This window comes from Amycolatopsis sp. SB7-3, from assembly GCF_041021335.1.
In the GTDB taxonomy this organism is placed as follows: domain Bacteria; phylum Actinomycetota; class Actinomycetes; order Mycobacteriales; family Pseudonocardiaceae; genus Amycolatopsis; species Amycolatopsis japonica.
In genome coordinates, this window is the sequence record NZ_JBFPJQ010000004.1 from 422,903 (window position 1) to 441,090 (window position 18,188).

16 protein-coding genes are annotated in these 18,188 nt (G+C 69.2%); 6 read left to right on the forward strand and 10 right to left on the reverse strand.

The features are described from left to right. Nucleotides 1-2: 2 nt before the first annotated feature. Nucleotides 3-1,442, forward strand: coding sequence for an APC family permease (locus AB8M46_RS29545; protein WP_394362432.1), 1,440 nt, complete (start codon nt 3-5; stop codon nt 1,440-1,442). On the opposite strand, the gene AB8M46_RS29550 is transcribed toward AB8M46_RS29545, so the two are convergent. Genes AB8M46_RS29550 through AB8M46_RS29560 form a run of 3 tightly spaced genes read right to left on the reverse strand, consistent with a single transcriptional unit; the run spans nt 1,417 to nt 3,342 of the window. After that, nucleotides 1,417-2,085: a DUF6885 family protein gene (locus AB8M46_RS29550; RefSeq protein WP_125736614.1), complete on the reverse strand. Its 669-nt coding sequence runs from the start codon at nt 2,083-2,085 to the stop codon at nt 1,417-1,419. The genes AB8M46_RS29545 and AB8M46_RS29550 overlap by 26 nt on opposite strands. Next, nucleotides 2,085-2,501 carry a GNAT family N-acetyltransferase gene (locus tag AB8M46_RS29555; RefSeq protein ID WP_037343707.1) on the reverse strand — a complete coding sequence of 139 codons (417 nt, stop codon included), beginning with the start codon at nt 2,499-2,501 and terminating at the stop codon, nt 2,085-2,087. Before AB8M46_RS29555 ends, AB8M46_RS29550 begins: the two co-directional genes overlap by 1 nt. 46 nt (nt 2,502-2,547) lie before the next feature. Then, complete coding sequence (locus tag AB8M46_RS29560) at nt 2,548-3,342, reverse strand: DMT family transporter (RefSeq protein WP_037344482.1); 795 nt, start codon at nt 3,340-3,342, stop codon at nt 2,548-2,550. 339 nt (nt 3,343-3,681) lie between these two features. Here AB8M46_RS29560 and AB8M46_RS29565 point away from each other — a divergent pair, with 339 nt between their 5' ends. From AB8M46_RS29565 to AB8M46_RS29575, 3 genes are all read left to right on the forward strand, one after another. Further along, nucleotides 3,682-3,861: a hypothetical protein gene (locus AB8M46_RS29565; RefSeq protein WP_016332937.1), complete on the forward strand. Its 180-nt coding sequence runs from the start codon at nt 3,682-3,684 to the stop codon at nt 3,859-3,861. 107 nt (nt 3,862-3,968) lie between these two features. Continuing rightward, complete coding sequence (locus tag AB8M46_RS29570) at nt 3,969-4,832, forward strand: alpha/beta fold hydrolase (RefSeq protein WP_394362341.1); 864 nt, start codon at nt 3,969-3,971, stop codon at nt 4,830-4,832. After that, entirely contained in the window at nt 4,813-5,418 is a 606-nt protein-coding gene (locus AB8M46_RS29575) for a TetR/AcrR family transcriptional regulator (RefSeq protein ID WP_037343703.1), read from the forward strand. Before AB8M46_RS29570 ends, AB8M46_RS29575 begins: the two co-directional genes overlap by 20 nt. 57 nt (nt 5,419-5,475) lie before the next feature. On the opposite strand, the gene AB8M46_RS29580 is transcribed toward AB8M46_RS29575, so the two are convergent. The 5 genes from AB8M46_RS29580 to AB8M46_RS29600 all read right to left on the reverse strand — a co-directional run bounded on the left by AB8M46_RS29580 (nt 5,476) and on the right by AB8M46_RS29600 (nt 12,221). Beyond that, nucleotides 5,476-6,657 carry an ROK family protein gene (locus AB8M46_RS29580; protein WP_394362342.1) on the reverse strand — a complete coding sequence of 394 codons (1,182 nt, stop codon included), beginning with the start codon at nt 6,655-6,657 and terminating at the stop codon, nt 5,476-5,478. An 11-nt stretch (nt 6,658-6,668) separates the two neighbouring features. After that, on the reverse strand, nt 6,669-8,129 hold the full coding sequence (locus AB8M46_RS29585; RefSeq protein WP_037343699.1) for a sugar ABC transporter permease: 1,461 nt from the start codon (nt 8,127-8,129) through the stop codon (nt 6,669-6,671). A gap of 23 nt (nt 8,130-8,152) precedes the next feature. Next, on the reverse strand, nt 8,153-8,926 hold the full coding sequence (locus AB8M46_RS29590) for an ATP-binding cassette domain-containing protein (protein WP_005164482.1): 774 nt from the start codon (nt 8,924-8,926) through the stop codon (nt 8,153-8,155). Between the two features lie 80 nt (nt 8,927-9,006). Continuing rightward, nucleotides 9,007-10,140 (reverse strand): sugar ABC transporter substrate-binding protein, encoded by a 1,134-nt coding sequence (locus tag AB8M46_RS29595; protein ID WP_016332932.1) that lies wholly within the window; start codon nt 10,138-10,140, stop codon nt 9,007-9,009. A gap of 326 nt (nt 10,141-10,466) precedes the next feature. Next, nucleotides 10,467-12,221 (reverse strand): DEAD/DEAH box helicase, encoded by a 1,755-nt coding sequence (locus AB8M46_RS29600; RefSeq protein ID WP_037343694.1) that lies wholly within the window; start codon nt 12,219-12,221, stop codon nt 10,467-10,469. A gap of 264 nt (nt 12,222-12,485) precedes the next feature. Between AB8M46_RS29600 and AB8M46_RS29605 the strand changes: the two genes are divergently transcribed. After that, the gene (locus AB8M46_RS29605; RefSeq protein ID WP_037343692.1) at nt 12,486-13,589 is read left to right on the forward strand and encodes a YihY/virulence factor BrkB family protein; all 1,104 of its coding nucleotides are present in this window, start codon (nt 12,486-12,488) and stop codon (nt 13,587-13,589) included. 134 nt (nt 13,590-13,723) lie between these two features. Then, nucleotides 13,724-16,858, forward strand: coding sequence for an efflux RND transporter permease subunit (locus AB8M46_RS29610; protein ID WP_394362343.1), 3,135 nt, complete (start codon nt 13,724-13,726; stop codon nt 16,856-16,858). A gap of 87 nt (nt 16,859-16,945) precedes the next feature. Here the strand turns inward: AB8M46_RS29610 and AB8M46_RS29615 are convergent, their stop codons facing one another. Together AB8M46_RS29615 and AB8M46_RS29620 are read right to left on the reverse strand one after the other, a co-directional pair. Next, entirely contained in the window at nt 16,946-17,782 is an 837-nt protein-coding gene (locus AB8M46_RS29615; protein WP_394362344.1) for a hypothetical protein, read from the reverse strand. Nucleotides 17,783-17,902: 120 nt separating this feature from the next. After that, nucleotides 17,903-18,145, reverse strand: coding sequence for a DUF3039 domain-containing protein (locus AB8M46_RS29620; RefSeq protein ID WP_007033595.1), 243 nt, complete (start codon nt 18,143-18,145; stop codon nt 17,903-17,905). Between the last annotated feature and the right edge of the window lie 43 nt (nt 18,146-18,188).

An 18,188-nucleotide genomic window follows, 5' to 3' on the forward strand; every position in this document is an offset into this window, starting at 1 on the left:
ACGTGGACGAGGTCCTGAAACGGCAGGATTCCGGTGAGCTGAAACGCCGCCTGCACGGGCGCGACCTGATCGGGTTCGGGGTCGGCATCATCATCGGCACCGGCATCTTCACCCTCGCCGGGGTCGAGGCGAAAACGCACGCGGGCCCGTCGGTCACGCTGTCGTTCGTGCTCGGCGCCGTCGTGGCCGGGATGGCCGCCCTCTGCTACGCCGAACTCGCCTCCAGCGTGCCGACGGCCGGAAGCGCCTACACCTACGCCTTCGCCACCCTCGGCGAGACCTTCGCCTGGATCATCGGCTGGGACCTGCTGCTCGAGTTCGCCCTCGGCGCGGCCGTCGTGTCCCGTGGCTGGTCCGGCTATCTCGCGAATCTGATGGGGCTCTCCCCCGACTGGTTCGGCGAGGACGCGAAGGTCAACATAGGCGCGGTCGTGATCATCGCCGTGCTGACCGTGATCGCCGTCCTCGGGATCAAGGAGTCGGCGCGGGTGACGAATCTGCTCGTGCTGGTCAAGGTCGCGGTGTGCGTGCTGATCCTCGCGGTCGGCGTGTTCTACGTCCGCGGCGAGAACCTCACCCCGTTCATCCCGGCCGCGCAGCCGCCGACGGAAACCGCCGGGACCCTGCACCAGCCGATCGTGCAAGCCGCGCTCGGGCTCGAACAGTCCGTCTACGGCATCGCCGGGATGGTGACCGCCGCGGCCGTCGTCTTCTTCGCGTACACCGGTTTCGAGGCGCTCGCCAACCTCGGCGAGGAGACCGTGAACCCGAAACGCGATCTGCGGGTCGGCATCCTCGGCGCACTCGGCGTCTGCGCGCTGCTCTACATCGGGGTCTCGCTGGTGCTGACCGGGATGGTGCCGTTCGCCGAGATCGACGCGGGCGCCCCGCTCGCCGACGCCTTCGACCGCGTCGGGCAGCACTGGGTGGGCGCGCTGATCTCGCTCGGCGCGGTCACCGGGCTGACGTCGGTGATGATGGTGGAACTGGTGACGATCGGCCGGATCGGTTTCGCGATGGGCCGCGACGGCCTGCTGCCGAAGAAGTTCGGCATGGCGCATCCGCGCTGGGGCACCCCGCACCGGATGACCATCGCCGGCGCGGTGCTGATCGCGGCGCTGGCCGCGTTCGTCCCGATCTCCGAACTCGCCGACATGGTCAGCATCGGCGCCCTGTCGGCGATGATCATCGTCGCGCTGGCCGTGCCGGTGCTGCGCAAACGGCGGCCGGACCTGGAACGTCCGTTCACCGTGCCGTTCTCGCCGTATCTGCCCATCGTGGCGGCGCTGGCGTGCTTCTACCTGATGCTGAACCTGGACGTGATGACGTGGCTGCGGTTCGCCGCGTGGCTGCTGCTCGGTCTGCTGATCTACGTCTTCTACGGGCGCAAGCATTCCCGTTTCGCGAAGGACGAGCTCAGCTCCACAGACCGGCCGTCGTGATCGCGGCGACGGCGGCCTCGGCGTCGCCGTCGTCCACCACGACCAGCATCCGCTTCAGCGCCGCGGCCACCCATTCCACCGGCTGGTCGTGCAAACCGTTGTCCCCCAAGGACGGATAGCCGTCCATAATGGACACAAGGGTGCCTTCGGCGCCGATCCGCATCCCGGCGGCCAGCACGTGATGCCCGCCGGGCGGGCGCCAGCGCGACGACCACAGCGGCGGGATACCGGTGTCGAGATAGTCGAGCAGCGCTCGCGCCGGGGTGTCGTGCGCGCCGAACTCGGCCGGGTCGACCTCCGCGATCAACGCGACCCTCGGCAGCCGCCACAGCGCCGCGAGGAGCATGAACAACGAGTGCGGCGCCCAGTCCCCGGTGGCGGGCACGGCGACGAGCCGTCCGCCCGACAGGGTCCCGATCGCCCGTGCCAGACCTTCGTGGGTGGTGCCGGACAGGGCCGCGACCTCGTCCTGGCCCGCGACGTCGAAACCCGCCGCGCGCAGGGCGGCCAGCGCCGTGAAGGGTCCGGCGAGCCCGTCCCGCTGCGGGAGTTCGGCCCGCGCGACGGCGACGAGGTGCTCGCCCCCTGGCAGCCAGCGGCGATCGGACAGCCCCGTCCGGTCGCCGTCGATTCCGGACGACATCAGTCTTCGAACGTCCACGACTGCATGATGAACGGCCCGTCGTTCGACGCCCCGGCCGAGGTGTAGGTCGCCAGCGCGGCCTCGTTGTCCGTTTCGACCCCGACCCACATCCCCCGGCAGCCGCGCTCCCGCGCGATCCCGGCCAGCGCGTCGACGAGGTCGCGACCGATCCCGCGCCGCTGGTAGTCCGGGCTGACGTCGAGTTCGTTGAGGAACATCTCGGTGCCCTTGTCCGGATGCGTCACCTCGGTGCCGGTGATCATCCCCGCGGGCTCGCCGTCCTCGTAGGCGATGAGGAGGTGGTTCTCCTCCCCCGCGAGGAACTTCTCGGACGCCTCACGGTGCGCGGGGCCGTCGAACAGGTGCTGGGCGGCGACGACCTCCTCGACGGTGACGGCCCGCCGGATCTCGGCCACGTGTCCTCCCGGTGCTGAAAGCGCCACAGACCGCTCAGTATCCCGCTCAGAGGGGCGCCGAGTCATCACGTTTCCCCGGGGAACGCAGCGCGACCCCGGCGACGACGGCCAGCGTCCCGAGGGCCTCGGGCAGCGCCGGGACCTGACGGAGCCAGAGGAAGCCGATGACGCCCGCCGTGACCGGCAGCAACGCGAGCAGCAGCGCGAACCGCGCCTGCCCGGCCTTGCGCAGGACCACTTGGTCGAGCCCGTACGGCACGACGGTGGCGAGCACCCCCACCCCGACGCCGAGCAGCACCAAACGTGGCGAACCCCACACCGCGCCGGTGCCGAGCGCCAGCGGCGACAGCACCACGGTGCCGACCGCGAACCCCACGGCCAGCCCGTCGATCCCGTTCCCGCCGACCGCGACCCGCTTCCCGAGCAGGATGTAGCCCGCCCAGGCGGCCGCCGCGCCGAGGGCGAACAGCACGCCGAGCAGGCTGCCTTCGAGCCGGACGTCCGCGATGGCGACCACGCCGGCCACCACCAGCAGCAGCGCGAACACGTCGCGACGGGTCCGCGAACCGAACGCGGCCACCACCACGGGCCCGGTGAACTCGAGGGCGACCGCGGTGCCCAGCGGCAGCCGCGCGATCGCCTCGTAGAAGAGCACGTTCATCCCGGCGGTGACGACGCCGAAGGCGCCCGCGAGCAGGAACGTGCGGCCGGTCCATGCCGAGCGAGGTGGCCTGCGCCACGCGAGAAGGACCACCGCCGCCCCGAGACAGCGAAGCCAGGCCACCCCCGCGGGGGAGGCGACCGAAAAGAGACCTACGGCGACGGCCGCACCGGCGTACATCGAAATTCCGCTGAGAACGAACAAGATCGGCGACGGCACGCTCGGAAGACGGTTCCGGACGACTGCGATTCCCACCCCCGCATGGTGCCTGACGTGGGAAAAGGCCCTTCGGCGGGGAGTCTTCTCCCACGTTGCGTGATTACGCTACGGCATACGAGGTAATTACCAGTGACAAATGAGACACCCGCACGGGAACACTTGCGGGCCGCCAAACGTCTGGAAGAGTGGAAGCACGAACACGGCGGGGCCGGGAACGAATGTTGCCGGCATCAGTGCCGAAGTGGTCGTAGCTGGATCGATGGCACCGGGCCACCGGTGCCGGGACGGAGGGAGACTCCAATGACTTCACCGACGCTCACCCGCCCCGAACTGACCGCTGCCGACCGATGCGACCGGTGTGGAGCTGCAGCCCAGGTTCGAGCCATTCTCAGCACCGGTGGCGAGTTGCTCTTCTGTGGTCACCACGCCCGCGCACACGAGACGAAGCTCAAGGAAATGTCCGCGGACATTCAGCGGTAGCCCACCAGTCCACGACCACCGGCGGCCGGCTACTCCCCCAGGGGAGAGAGCCGGCCGCCCTGTTTTTCACCTTCAAAAACATACAGACAGAATGTATGTTAGTTGGCATGACGACCAGCGACCTCCTCGGTGAAGCACATGTGGTGGATCTCGGCGACGCCCGCATCCGCTATCGCGACCATGGCGAAGGGCCTCCCGTGGTCTTCGTGCACGGCCTCCTCACCAACGGCCTGCTCTGGCGCAAGGTGGCGCCCGCGGTCGCCGACGCCGGGTTCCGCTGCCTGACCCCGGACTGGCCACTGGGCTCGCACGAGATCCCGGTCCCCCACGCCGAGCTGAGCCCGCCCGGGGTCGCGGCGCTCATCGCGCGGTTCCTCGAAGCACTCGACCTGACCGACGTCACCGTGGTCGCGAACGACACCGGCGGCGCACTGACGCAACTGCTCATGACCACGAACCCGGAACGGGTGGGCCGGGTCGTGCTGACCCCGTCGGACTCCTTCGAGCGCTTCCTGCCGCCGTTGTTCGCGGGGCTGAGCCCGCTGGCGCGGATCCCCGGCGGCGTCGGGCTGGTGACCGCGGCGCTGCGCTGGCGGTGGCCGCTGAAGGCGACGGACTTCCTCTGGCTGGCCAAGCACCCGGTCCCGGACCACATCCTCGACGCGTACCTGCTGCCGAGCCGCCGGAGCGCGGAGATCCGCGACGATCTGCGCCGGTTCATGGCGAGCGTCGACAACCGCTACACCCTCACCGCTGCCGAGCGGCTGCCCGCGTTCACCAAGCCCGTGCTGCTGGCCTGGGCACCGGAGGACCGGCACTTCCCGTTGTGGGTGGGCCGCAAGCTCGCCGGGGTCCTGCCGAACGCCGAGCTGAAGACGATCGAGGATTCCTACACCTTCGTGCCGGAGGACCAGCCGGAGCGGCTGAGCGGCATGATGGTGGAATTCCTGCGTGCCCACGCCACGACGTAGCCAGACCGAACGCTCGCAATCGACGCAGGCCGCGTTGATCACGGCGGCGCGGACGCTGTTCGCCGAACAGGGTTACGCCGCCGTGCCCGCCGACGAGATCGTCCGGGCGGCGGGCGTCACCCGCGGCGCGCTGTATCACCACTTCGGGGACAAACAGGGGCTGTTCCGTGCCGTGATCGAGCAGATCGAAACGGAGATCACCGAGGAGCTGAAGACCGTCCTGGGTGCCGCGGGCGACCCGTGGACGGGGGCGCTCGGGGTGCTCAGCCGGTTCCTGGACCTGTGCCTGCGGCCCGAGGTGGTGCGGATCGCGCTCACCGACGCCGTATCCGTCCTCGGCTGGCAGGAATGGCGCGAACTGGAGAACCGGTACGGGCTGGGCATGATCACGGAGATCCTGGAGTCCGCCGCGGCGGACGGGCTGCTGATCGACGCGCCGATCCCGGAGCTGGCGCAACTGGTGCTGAGCGCCTGCGCGGAGGCCGCGCTGATGATCGCGCACGCCGAAGACCGCGAAGCCGCGAAGGAGAAAGCCCTGGCCGCCCTGGTGGCCCTGCTGTCCGGCCTCGTGACAGAACGCATTTAGTCCTCTGGATGCGGTCCTTGCGTGTGCAACTACCGCATCCAGAGGACTAAATGCGAGCTACACGGTGTCCAAAATCATCTCGAACGCCGCCTCAGCCGCCCCCAGCAGTTTCACGTCCGCCCCGAGCGCCGAACTCACGATCTGCGTCCCGCCGACGGCCCGGCTGACCAGGCTCCGCCGCCGGACCTCGGCCGCGACCGACTTCACGACCGAATCGGGCAGCACGGTGAGCAGATCGCCCAGCACCACCAGCTGGGGGCCGAGCAGGTTGACCACGTTCACCAGGCCCAGCGTCAGCCATTCCGCGAACTCCGACAACCGTTCCTCGGCCGCGTGCGGATCCCGGCCCAGCTCGCGCAGTTCGAACAGGATCGCCCCGCGCGGGGTGTCCTCGGGCAGGTCGAGGGCGCGGCACAGCGCCGCCTCGCCGACCTCGGTCTCCCAGCAGCCGCTGGACCCGCAGTAGCAGGGGCGGCCGCCCGGCCGGATCGCCATGTGCCCGATCTCGCCGACGTAGCCCGCGCCGCCGCGCAGCGACGAGCCGTCCGCGATGATCCCGCCCCCGACACCGACGTCGGCGGAGACGTACACGGCGTCGGAAGAGCCCCGCGCGGCGCCGCGCAGGTGTTCGGCGATGGCGCCTAGTTCGGCGTCGTTGCCGACCAGGACGGGGATGCGCAGCACACCGCCGAGCCGTTCCCCGAGCGCCACGTCGGTCCAGCGCAGGTTGGGGGCCTCGTGGACGTGCCCGTCGGCCCGGCGGACGACGCCGGGCACGGACACGCCCGCGGCGATCGGCTGTACGCCGAGGTCGCCCGCCAGCACGGTGGTCGACTCGATCACGTGCGTGATCACCTCGTCGGCCTCCCGCATCCGGCCGCGGAGGTTCCAGCTGTTGCGCCCGAGGATCTGGCCGCCGAACCCGACCAGCGCGATCGCCACGTGTTCGACCTGGAGATCGACCGCGAGCACCACCGCCGCGTGCGGCTGCGGCAGGACCAGGAGCGAGGGGCGGCCCGCCCCTCGTCCCGGCCTCGGGACCCGCTCCTCGACGACCCCCGCTTCCGCGAGGCCGTCGACGAGGGTCTTGATGGTGCTGCGGTTGAGCCCCAGCTCGGTGGCGAGGGTCGCCCTGGTGCTCGGGCCGCTGACGTGCAGCAACCGGAGCAAGGTCGTGCGGTTGTGCCTGCGCACCTCGTCTGGTCGTGCAACGGGTGTGCTGGTCACGGACTTCATCATTCCATGCGGACTCAGCGCGGCGACGCAGCCGCGCGGCGCCGGGACAGCGCGTCCACCGTGGCCGCGAGGAGCAGCACCAGACCGGTGACGATGTTGACCACCGCCGCCGACTGCTTCAGCAGGCCCAGCGCGTTCTCGACGACCGCCAGCACGAGACCACCGATCACCGCGTCGACGACCCGGCCCTTGCCGCCGAACAGCGACGTACCACCGATGACGGCGGCGCCGACCGCGAACAGCAGCGTGTTGAGGCCACCGGCCTGCGGGTCGACCGAACCGACCTTCGACGAGTAGACGATCGCGCCGACCGCCGCCACCGCCGAGCAGATGACGAACACCGAGGCGCGGATCTTCTCGACGTTGATACCGGCGCGGCGGGCCGCCTCGCGGTTGCCGCCGACGGCGTAGATGTGGCGGCCGTACTGCGTGCGGTTGAGCACGTAGGTGCCGAGCACCAGCAGGCCGAGCACGATCGGCACGACGTACGGGACGCCGGAGATGACGATGTTCGGGTTCGGCGCGCGGTTCAGCGTGAGCAGATAGGTCGCGATCGCGGCGACCACGGCGATCGCGCCGACCTTGAACAGCACCATCGGCGTCGGCTGGGTGACCAGACCGCGCTTGAGCCGCGAGAAGTGCTGGCCCAGTGTCACCGCGGCGAAACCACCGGCGGCGATCAGGAACAGGACCCAGCTGCCCACAGTGGACAGATTGCCGTTGGCGACCTTGAACAGCACGTCGGAGGTGCTGATGCCGAGCGTGCCGCCCTCACCGATGAACTGGAGGATGACACCCTGCCAGGCGAGGAAGAGCGCCAGCGTCACGACGAACGAGGGCATGCCGATCTTCGAGACGAGGAAACCGGTGAGGACACCGATCGCGCCACCGACGGAGATCGCGAGCAGCATCTCGATCCACGCGTTGGCCGCGGTTCCCGACAGCACGAGCGCGATGGCGAGCACGGCGAACCCGACACCCGCCCAGATCCGCAGGATCACACCGAGCAGGGCGGCGATGGCGAGCACGACGAGGAACGCGATGAACACGCCGTTCCCCATGCCGCCCAACAGGTTTCCGTTGCGCACGTAGTGCATCGCCAGCACCGCGGCGGTGACGCCGGACGCGGTACCCGCGGACAGGTCGATCTCGCCGAGCAGCAGCACGAACACGATGCCCATCGCGATGATCGCCTTGCCGGCGCCCTGCGCCATCAGGTTCGCGATGTTGTTCATCGTCAGGAAGGTGTCCGACAGCGAGGCGAACACGATCACCAGCACGAGCAGGCCGAGCAGCGCCGGGAGCGAACCCAGCTGTCCGGCCTTGAGCCGGGAGAAGTAGTCGCCGACGGCTTCGCGCGTCGACATCGATGTCGTGTCGATGCCGAAGTCCGTGATGGCCGCCGACGGGTTGAGCGCGGCGGCCGCCGACTTGCCCCCCTCCGGCGAGGCGGGCTTTGCAGGTGTCTCAGTCATTTCCGGTTCTTTCTCGCCTCTGCTCAGAGGACGGCGGCTTCGGGGCGGGCAAGGCCGAGGTCGCCGGAGCGACCGGCGGTGATCAGTTCCACGACCTGGCCGTGGGTGACGTCCTTGGTGTGCACCTCGGCGACGAGACGGCCGAGGTAGAGCACCGCGATCCGGTCGGCGACCTCGAAGACGTCGGCCATGTTGTGGCTGATCAGCACCACACCGAGGCCCTGTTCGGCGAGACGGCGGACGAGGTCGAGCACCTGACGGGTCTGCGCGACACCGAGCGCGGCGGTCGGTTCGTCGAGCAGGACGACCTTCGAGTCCCACAGCACGGACTTCGCGATCGCGACGGTCTGCCGCTGCCCGCCCGAGAGGGCCGAAACGGGCGTGCGGACGGACTTCACGGTGCGGACCGAAAGCGAGGCGAGCGTCTCGCGGGCGGCCTTCTCCATGCTGGCCTCGTCGAGCAGCCATTTGCTGCCGCGTTCCCGGCCGAGGAACATGTTCTGCACGATGTCGAGGTTCTCGGCGAGCGCGAGGTCCTGGTAGACGACCTCGATGCCCAGATCGGCGGCGTCGCGCGGGCCGTGGATGTTCACCTGCTTGCCCTGGAACGTCACCGTTCCCGAGTCGTAGCCGTGGATCCCGGCGATCGACTTGACCAAAGTGGACTTACCGGCACCGTTGTCGCCGACCAGCGCGGTGACCTCGCCGGCGCGCACGTTGAAGTCCACGTCGTGGAGGACGTGGACCGGCCCGAAGCTCTTGTTCAGCTGCTTCAGTTCGAGGATGGGTTCACTCATGGGGGGTTCTCCCGGCTGGGTACCGGGCTGGTGCGCTCCGTCGAGGGAACGCACCAGCCCGGTCGTCTGGATTTAACGGGTCAGGAGATACCGAGCTGCGTGCACGCCGCGGCCAGGTCGCCGCCGCAGATCTCGGCCGCCTTGACGTAGCCCTGCGTCACGACCTCCTTGACGCCGTCCTTCGTGGTCAGCTTCGGCTCGAGGAGCACGGACTTGACCTCGCGGTTGCCCTTCGGGTCCTTCGCCTTGCCGGTGGCCAGCGCGTCGGCACCCGCCTTGTCGCCCTTGGCCAGGAGGACGGCGAGCTTCGCCGCGGCCTCGGCCTCTTCCTTGATGGGCTTGAAGACGGTCATGTACTGGTCGCCGCGCAGGATGGCCATGAGGCCGTCCGCGGTGGCGTCCTGACCGGTGACCGGGACCTTGCCGTTGAGGCCGTTCTTCTTCAGCACGGTGATGACCGCGCCGGCGAGACCGTCGTTCGCGGCGACGACGCCGTCGACCTTGCCCTTGTTGTCGGTCAGGATCTGCTCGAAGGTCTGGCCGCCCTTCTGGTTGTCCCAGTTGTCGATGGCCTGCTCGCGCACGAGCTTCAGGTCGCCGCTGGCGAACTTCGGCTGCAGCACGGACTTCTGGCCGTTGGCGAACAGCGTCGCGTTGTTGTCGGTCGGGGCACCCTCGATCATGACGACCTCGGCGCCCTTCTTGTCCTTCAGCGCGTCGGCGAGGCCCTGGCCCTGGAGCTGGCCGACCTTCTCGTTGTCGAACGAGACGTAGTAGTCGGAGCTGCCGCCGAGGTTGAGGCGGTCGTAGTCGATCGTCGGGATGCCCGCGGCCTGCGCCTTCTTGGCGACGGCCGAGCCGACCTCGCCGTTGATGGCGGCGATGATCAGGACCTTGACGTTCTGCGCGATCATGCCGTCGGCCAGGGTGGTGAACTTCTGGACGTCGCCCTGGGCGTTCTGGACGTCGGCGTCGAAGCCCGCGTCCTTGAGCGCCTTGGTCAGGAAGGGCTTGTCGAAGGACTCCCAGCGGGCGGAGGTGGCGGTCTCCGGCAGGATGACGCCGACCTTGCCACCGGCGGCGGCGCCGCCCGGGGCGGGCGCGGACTGCGAGGAGTTGCCGCTGCCCGAGTCGGCGGTGTTGGCGCCACAGGCGGAAAGCACCAGGCCGGCGCCCACCGTCGCGGCGAGGAGGGTAAGGGTTCTGCTGCGCATCCTCGTTCCTTCTCCGATCTTGCTCGCGGGCGGCGATCCTGAAGGACCGGTCGCACCATCGCGCATATGTTGTGGGCGACAACATATGCCGCCGAACGGGTTTCGCGGAAGACGGCTGAATCGATTAAGCCTCATCAAATGGACACGGTTTGGCAACGTGGCCGTAGCAAGACGTACGAAGTTTAGGTGTGCTGACGGTGTGACCGCCACCACTCACTGAGCGTGATCAGTGCAGCTCCGGTTCTCCGCCCCCGAACGCTATGAAAGGTCCTTTCCTTGCAAAATTTGCAAGGAAAGGACCTTTCATAGCGCTTGCTCGAGAGCGGTCACCAGGAACGCAGGGTGACGATCCGCTCTTCCAGCTGCTCCACCGAAGCCATCGCCGTCGGCGGCCCGCCGCACACCCGGCGCAGTTCGTTGTGGATGGCGCCGTGCGGCTTCCGCGTCCGGTGGTGGTGCACGCCCACCAGCGCGTTCAGCTCCTTGCGCAGCGCGCCGAGCCGCTCGCTGACCGACTGCGGCCGCGCGACCGGCGCCGCCTCCTCGGCCTTGGGCTTGCGCCGCTTCTCATCGGAGAGCTGCTCCTCCTGCCGCTTCCGCAGCAGGGCGCGGACCTGGTCCGGCTCCAGCAGCCCCGGCAGGCCGAGGTACTCCTGCTCCTCGTCGGAGCCGGAGAACACCGCGGTGCCGAACGAGTTGCCGTCGTAGATGACCTGGTCGAGCTCGGCGGAGGCGCCCAGCGAGGTGAACGCCTTCTCCTCCTCGCCCGGTTCGTCCTCGGTGCGGTTGGCCTGGGCCAGGAGTTCGTCGTCCCAGCCCTCCTTCTCGCGGTGGGGCTTGCCGAGGACGTGGTCGCGCTGCGCCTCCAGCTCGCTGGCCAGCTCCAGCAGCACCGGCACGCTCGGCAGGAAGACCGAAGCAGTCTCGCCGGGTTTGCGCGAACGCACGTACCGGCCGATGGCCTGCGCGAAGAACAGCGGGGTCGACGCGCTCGTGGCGTACACACCGACGGCGAGACGCGGGACGTCGACGCCTTCGGACACCATCCGGACCGCGACGAGCCAGCGGTCGGTCGAGTCGGAGAACTCCTTGATCCGCCCGGACGCCTTGGGGTCGTCGGAGAGGACGACCGTCGGGTTCTGGCCGGAGATGCGCTGCAGGATCTTGGCGTAGGCGCGCGCCGAGTCCTGGTCGGTGGCGATCACCAGACCGCCCGCGTCCGGGATGCCGTTGGCGCGGAGCTGCGCGAGACGCGTGTCCGCGGCCTGCAGCACCGACGGGATCCACTCGCCCGCCGGGTCGAGCGCCGTACGCCAGGCCCGCGCGTTCTGCTCGGCGGTCAGCGGCTCGCCGAGCCGTGCGGTGAACTCCTCCCCCGCGCTGGTGCGCCAGGAGGCCTCGCCGGAGTAGGCGAGGAAGACGACCGGCCGGACCACGCCGTCGGCGAGCGCGTCGGCGTAGCCGTAGGCATGGTCGGCCTTGCTGCGCTGGAAACCCGAGCCGTCGGCCTCGTAGGTGACGAACGGGATCGGCGAGTCGTCACTGCGGAACGGCGTCCCGGTGAGCGCGAGACGGCGGACGGCGGGGGTGAACGCCTCGCGGATCGCGTCGCCCCACGACTTCGCGTCACCGCCGTGGTGGATCTCGTCCAGGATGACCAGGGTCTTGCGGTTCTCGGTGCGCACGCGGTGCAGTGACGGATGCGCGGCGACCTGCGCGTAGGTGACCGCGACACCTTGGTAGTCACGCGAGGTGACACCGGTGCCGTTGCGGAAGTTCGAGTCGATCGCGATACCGGCGGCCGCGGCCGAGGCGGCCCACTGGTGCTTCAGGTGCTCGGTCGGCGCGACGATGGTGATCCGCTCGACGGTCCGGTCGCTCAGCAGCTCGGCGGCGATCCGGAGACCGAACACCGTCTTGCCCGCGCCCGGCGTCGCCACGGCCAGGAAGTCCTGCGGTTTCTTTGTGAGGTACTTCGTCAGCGCCCGCCGCTGCCAGGCACGCAGCGGGCGGGCCGTGCTGTCCTTCGCCGCGGGAGGCGCGCCCAGCTCGCCTCGATCGCGTTCAACGGTTTCCGACATGCAGGTCCCCCTCCTCCCTCACTCGAAATGCCTGGTCATCCACCCTGACACAAGCGAAAACCCCCACTTGGGTATCCGGCCGCGACGCCGGCGCCTGAGGTGAGGGCACTCCGGGGAGCCTACCTTCCAGCCCCGTGGAACGCCGGAAGCGCCACCCCCGTTGTCGGGTTACTCACCCGAAAACCCAGGGGTGGCGAGCCGAATGGCGCGGCATGGACCATGCTGGACACCGTCAAGGGCGCTCGGCGCCGGCGGAGGAGCTGCATGAGCGAGGAGAACGGCCGTCCCGACACGGCCGCCGAGGTCGCGAAGGGCCGCAGGGGGCCGTTGCGCCTGCTCAGCCGCACGCTCAGCAAGGCCTGGGACGGCAACATCTTCTCCGAGGCCGCCGAAGCCGCGTTCTGGCAGACGCTGTCGCTGCCGCCGCTGCTGCTCGGTCTCCTCGGTTGCCTCGGTTTCGTCGGCGACTGGTTCGGCCAGGAGGTCGTGACCGCGGTCCACGACCGGATCATCACCTTCAGCAAGACGATCTTCAGCGACAACGCCGTCCACGACATCATCGAGCCGACGGTCAACAGCATCCTCACCGTCGGCAAGGGCGAGATCGTCTCCGTCGGCTTCCTGATCTCGCTGTGGGCCGGTTCGTCGGCGATGTCGTCGTTCGTCGACGCGATCACCGTCGCGCACGACCAGTACGGCGTCCGCAACGACGTCTGGCAGCGGATCTTCGCGCTGCTGCTGTACCTGGCCGGGCTGGTCATCCTGGTGGTCGGGCTGCCGCTGCTGGCGATCGGGCCGGACCTGCTCCCCCAGTTCTTCCCCACCGACTGGCGCGACACGGTGTCGTACTGGGTCGGCACGCTGTACTACCCGGTGCTGGCCGTGATGATCGTGCTGGCGCTGACGACGCTGTACAAGCTGTCCCTGCCACGCAGGCTGCCGTGGCACCGCGGGCTGCCGGGCGCGATGCTCGCCATGGTCGTGTTCCTGCTCTCCAGCATCGGGCTGCGGATCTACCTGAACTGGATCACCAAGACCGGCTACACCTACGGCGCGCTCGCCGCGCCGATCGCGTTCCTGTTGCTGATGTTCTTCATCGGGCTCGCGGTGGTCGGCGGCGCGTACTTCAACAGCGCGATCCAGGAACTGTGGCCCGCCAAGGCGACGAAACGCCAGCGCCGGAAATGGCGGCGGCTGGAAATGGAACGCGCCAGCGAACGGATCCGTGCCGAAGAGGGCCGCAAACTGTGGGAACGGACGACCGTCCCGCTCCGCCGCCCCCGCCAGAACGACGAGACCGAATCAGAACAATCGGTGAACGAAGAAACGCAGAGCGAAACCGATCAGGTGACCGAACGGCAAAATTGAGGCCAGTCTGAGCAGGACCTCATCCCGAAGTCGTACTCCGATTCCACCCGTGGTGTGAATCCAGTCCACCCGCCGCCATGAAAAGCTCGCGGTAATCCGCACGTTCCCGAGTTGTCTTCCTGGGGGATCCCGTCATGTCCACGCTGGCCAGACTGAGCCTGCGCAACCGAAGTCTCATCGGGCTGCTCGCCCTGGTGGTGATCGGCTTCGGCGCCTTCGCCCTGCCGCAGCTGAAGCAGCAGCTGTTCCCGTCACTGCAGTTCCCGCAGGCGCAGGTCATCACGCCGTACGCGGGCGCGTCGCCGGACGCGGTCGACCGTCAGGTCACCGAGCCGCTCGAAGGCGGGCTGCAGGGTTTGAAGGGGCTCGAAGAACTGAGCTCGACGTCGTCGGAGGGGCTGTCGCGGATCACCGCGCAGTTCGAGTTCGGCACGGACATCGACGCGGCCGTGGGGCAGATCCAGCGCGTCATCGACGGGCTCAAGGCCCGCCTGCCGCAGAACAGCGAGCCGACGGTGTCCGCGGGGTCCACCGACGATCTCCCGGTCGTGCTGCTCGCCGCCGGGACCACCGGTGACCCGCAGGCGCTCGCGCCCGCGCTGACCGGGGAGGTCGCGCCGGAACTGCGCAAGATCGACGGCGTCCGCGAGGTCGACGTCACCGGTGTGCGGCAGCCGCGGGTCACCATCGCGCTGGACTACGCGAAACTGGCGGCCGCGGGGGTCGACCCGTCGTCGATCGCCACCACGCTGCAGACCGCCGGTGCCGCCGTCCCGGCCGGGACGCTCACCGAAGGCGACAAGACGCTCACCGTCCAGGTCGGCGGCGGACCGACCACAGTGGACACGATCAAGAACGTGTATCTCACCCCTTCGCAGCCTTCCCGTCCGGGGGCGCCGGCGGGCAAGCCGGTGAAGCTCGGTGACGTCGCGGACGTCCAGGCGGGCTTCGCGCCGCCGACGTCGATCACGCGCACCAACGGCAAGCCGAGCCTCGGGCTTTCGATCACCATGGTGGAGAACGGGAACGCGGTCGCGATCTCGGAAGCGGTGCGGGACAAGCTGCCCGAGCTGTCGAAGAAGATCGGCGCCGAGATGAGCGTCGTGTTCGACCAGGGCACCCCGGTCAAGGACGCGATCAGCGGCCTGACCACCGAGGGCCTGCTGGGGCTGGCGTTCGCGGTCGTGGTGATCCTGCTGTTCCTGATGTCGGTGCGCTCGACGCTGGTGACGGCGGTGTCGATCCCGCTTTCGGTGGTCGTGGCACTGCTGGCGTTGTGGACCGGCGATCTTTCGCTGAACCTGCTCACCCTCGGCGCGCTCACCATCGCCATCGGGCGGGTGGTCGACGACTCGATCGTGGTGCTGGAGAACATCAAACGACATCTGGCCTACGGCGAGGACAAGCAGCGCGCGGTGCTCGACGGCGTGCGCGAGGTCGCGGGTGCGGTGACGTCGTCCACCCTCACCACGGTCGCGGTGTTCCTGCCGATCGCCTTCGTGGGCGGGTTCGTCGGCGAGCTGTTCTCGCCGTTCGCGGTCACGGTCACCGTGGCGCTGCTGGCGTCGTTGCTGGTCTCGCTGACGATCGTCCCGGTGCTGGCGTACTGGTTCCTCAAACCGCCCAAGGCCCCGGCCGACGAACGCGAGGCCGAGCTCACGCGCCAGGCCGCCGAGGACAAGGAACGGCGCGGGCTGCTGCAGCGCGGATACGTGCCGGTGATCCGGTTCGCGACCCGGCGCCGCGTCACCGTCGTGCTGCTGGCGCTGATCATCTTCGGCGGCACGGTCGGCCTGGCCTCGCAGCTGAACACGAACTTCCTCGACCAGTCCGGCTCCACGACGCTGAGCCTTTCGCAGAAGCTGCCGCCCGGCACCAGTCCCGAGGCCAAGGAGAAGGCCGCGGGCGCGGTCGAGCAGGCGCTCGCCGCCGAACCGGCCGTCGAGACGTATCAGGTCAGCATCGGCGGAGGGAACTTCTTCGGCGGTGGCGGGACGGCGACCAGCATCCAGGTCACCGTCGCCAAGGACACCGACCTCGACGCGCTGTCGGATCGCTTGCGGGGCAAGCTGGACAAGCCGGAACTCGGTGAGGTCAAGATCGGCGCGGAAGCCGGCGGGTTCAACTCCGACCAGGTCTCGATCACCGTCACCGCGCCGGACGAGGCGGCGCTGAAGCCCGCCGCCGAGCAGGTCCGCCAGGCGATGTCCGGCGTCCCGGACCTCACCGAGGTGACCAGTGACCTCGCGCAGGGCTCGCCGCGCGTGCAGGTCGAGGTCGACGCCGCCAAGGCCGCCGCGAGCGGGCTTTCGGCGACCACGATCGGCCAGATCGCGAACCAGGCCATCGCCGGCCGCACGGTGACGCAGCTGCCGGTCGACGGTCAGCGCACGGACATCGTGCTGCGCGCGGGCACGGCCCCGGTGTCGGTCGACGCGGTCAAGGCGCTGCCGATCCCGAGCGCGACCGGCGTGGTCCGGCTGGACTCGGTCGCCACCGTGTCCACAGTGGACGGCCCGGCCGCGGTGCACCGCACCTCGGGCGAGCTGAGCACCACGGTCACCGCCAAGAACACCGGCGCCGACCTGGCCGCCACCACGAAGGCCATCCAGTCCAAACTGGACGGACTGACCTTCAGCGGCGGCGCGGCGTACAAGCTCGGCGGGGTCAGCGAGGATCAGCAGGAGGCGTTCGGGAACCTGTTCCTCGCGCTGCTGGCCGCGGTCGCGATCGTGTACCTGATCATGGTGGCGACGTTCCGCAGCCTGATCCAGCCGCTGATCCTGCTGGTGTCGATCCCGTTCGCGGCGACCGGCGCGATCGGGCTGCTGCTGGCCACCGGGACCGCGCTGGGCCTGCCCGCGCTGATCGGGATGCTGATGCTCGTCGGCATCGTGGTGACCAACGCGATCGTGCTGATCGACCTGATCAACCAGTACCGGGCTTCGGGGATGAGCGTCGCCGACGCCGTCGTCGAAGGCGGCAGGCGACGGCTGCGGCCGATCCTGATGACCGCGGCGGCGACCATCTTCGCGCTGGTCCCGATGGCGCTCGGGCTGACCGGGCAGGGCGGGTTCATCGGGCAGCCGCTGGCGATCGTGGTGATCGGCGGGCTGGTCAGCTCGACCCTGCTGACGCTGATCCTGGTGCCGACGCTCTACACGATGGTCGAGACGCGGAAGGAGAAGCGCCGCGCGAAGAAGGCGGCCCGCCGGTCCCCTTCGGCGGCTCCGTCCTCCGAGACGCTGACTCCGGAACCGACCGCGTAGACCTGGGGGCGGGGGAGGAAGGCACGCCGGGGCCGGGTGGGCGCCCGGCGTGCCTTTCGCACTTAGCCGACTAACTGCATGGGCGTGTCACGCCTTGCGGAACCGCCACGTCTTGCTGTCGAAGGCCACGCACCACGAAGGCGAGAGCACGACGACCCGCAGGGTCCCGTCGGCGGCGACGTCGATTCCCTCGGTCTCGAAGTTCCCGCTGCAGGTGCTCTTGAGGGGCAGTTGCCCCAGCGACGTCACCCGCCCGGTCACGTCCGAACCCGACAGCACGCCGGAAAGATCCACCTGCAGCAGCGGCTTCGTGGTCCCGAACAGCAAGCCCTCGGGATCGTCGGACGAGCACAGCAGCCGGGTCGCGGTGACGAAGTCGCAGCCCTGGATGTCCCGCACGGGTTTGTCGAGCCGGATCGCGGACGAGTACGGCAGGTTCGCCGCCGGGTTTGTGTGCGCGACGCCGGGCATCGGGTGCACGAGGAGGCGGTCCATCGTGCCCCACTCGCCCGCCACCATCCAGCGCGCGTCCGGCGTCACGGCGGCGAACGAGTTGTTGTTCGCCTCCCACGATTCCAGCGTGTGCGTGTAGTTCGCCCACTTCCCGTCGGGCGACTCGACGCGGAAGAGCTTCGCTCCCCGGTCGTCGCGCTGGTACGGCTCGACGTACCAGCCCTGCGCGGAACCCGGGTCGCCGACGTGGTTCCAGCCCTGGGTGGAGAGGCTCATCGGGACGGTCGCGATCCCGGTGTAGCGGTAGATCGTCCCGGACGGCCGTTCGATGGTGGCGAGGCCCTGGCCCTCGTCGAGCGGGCGGGCGTTGTCCGAACCGACCGTGGTCCAGCCGGTGACGGCCTGGGCGGCGGCGGGTGAGAACACCGCGACCAACGCGGCGATGGCGAGCACGATCCCGGTTCTACGCATGAAGGCTCCGTCCCGGCTGGGTTTCGCTGGCGGGTACTGATTACCAGCGAAAACCGGGACGGGCAGCCGCCATGTGAAGGATTTTCAGATTTTGTCCGGTATCGGACACCGGACGGACACTCAGTCGCCCGGCTTGAGACCGTCGTAGATCTTCTTACAGTCCGGGCAGACCGGCGAACCGGGCTTCGCCGACTTCGTCACCGGGAAGACCTCACCGCACAGCGCCACCACGTGCGTGCCCATGACCGCGCTTTCGGCGATCTTGTTCTTGCGCACGTAGTGGAACATCTTGGGCGAATCGTCGTCGGTGCCGTCGGTGCCCTCGGGACGGGTATCCGGCTTCGGAAGGGTCTGAGTACTCACCCCTCCATAATGCCCCAAATCCTCCTGCGCACACCGGCGACCT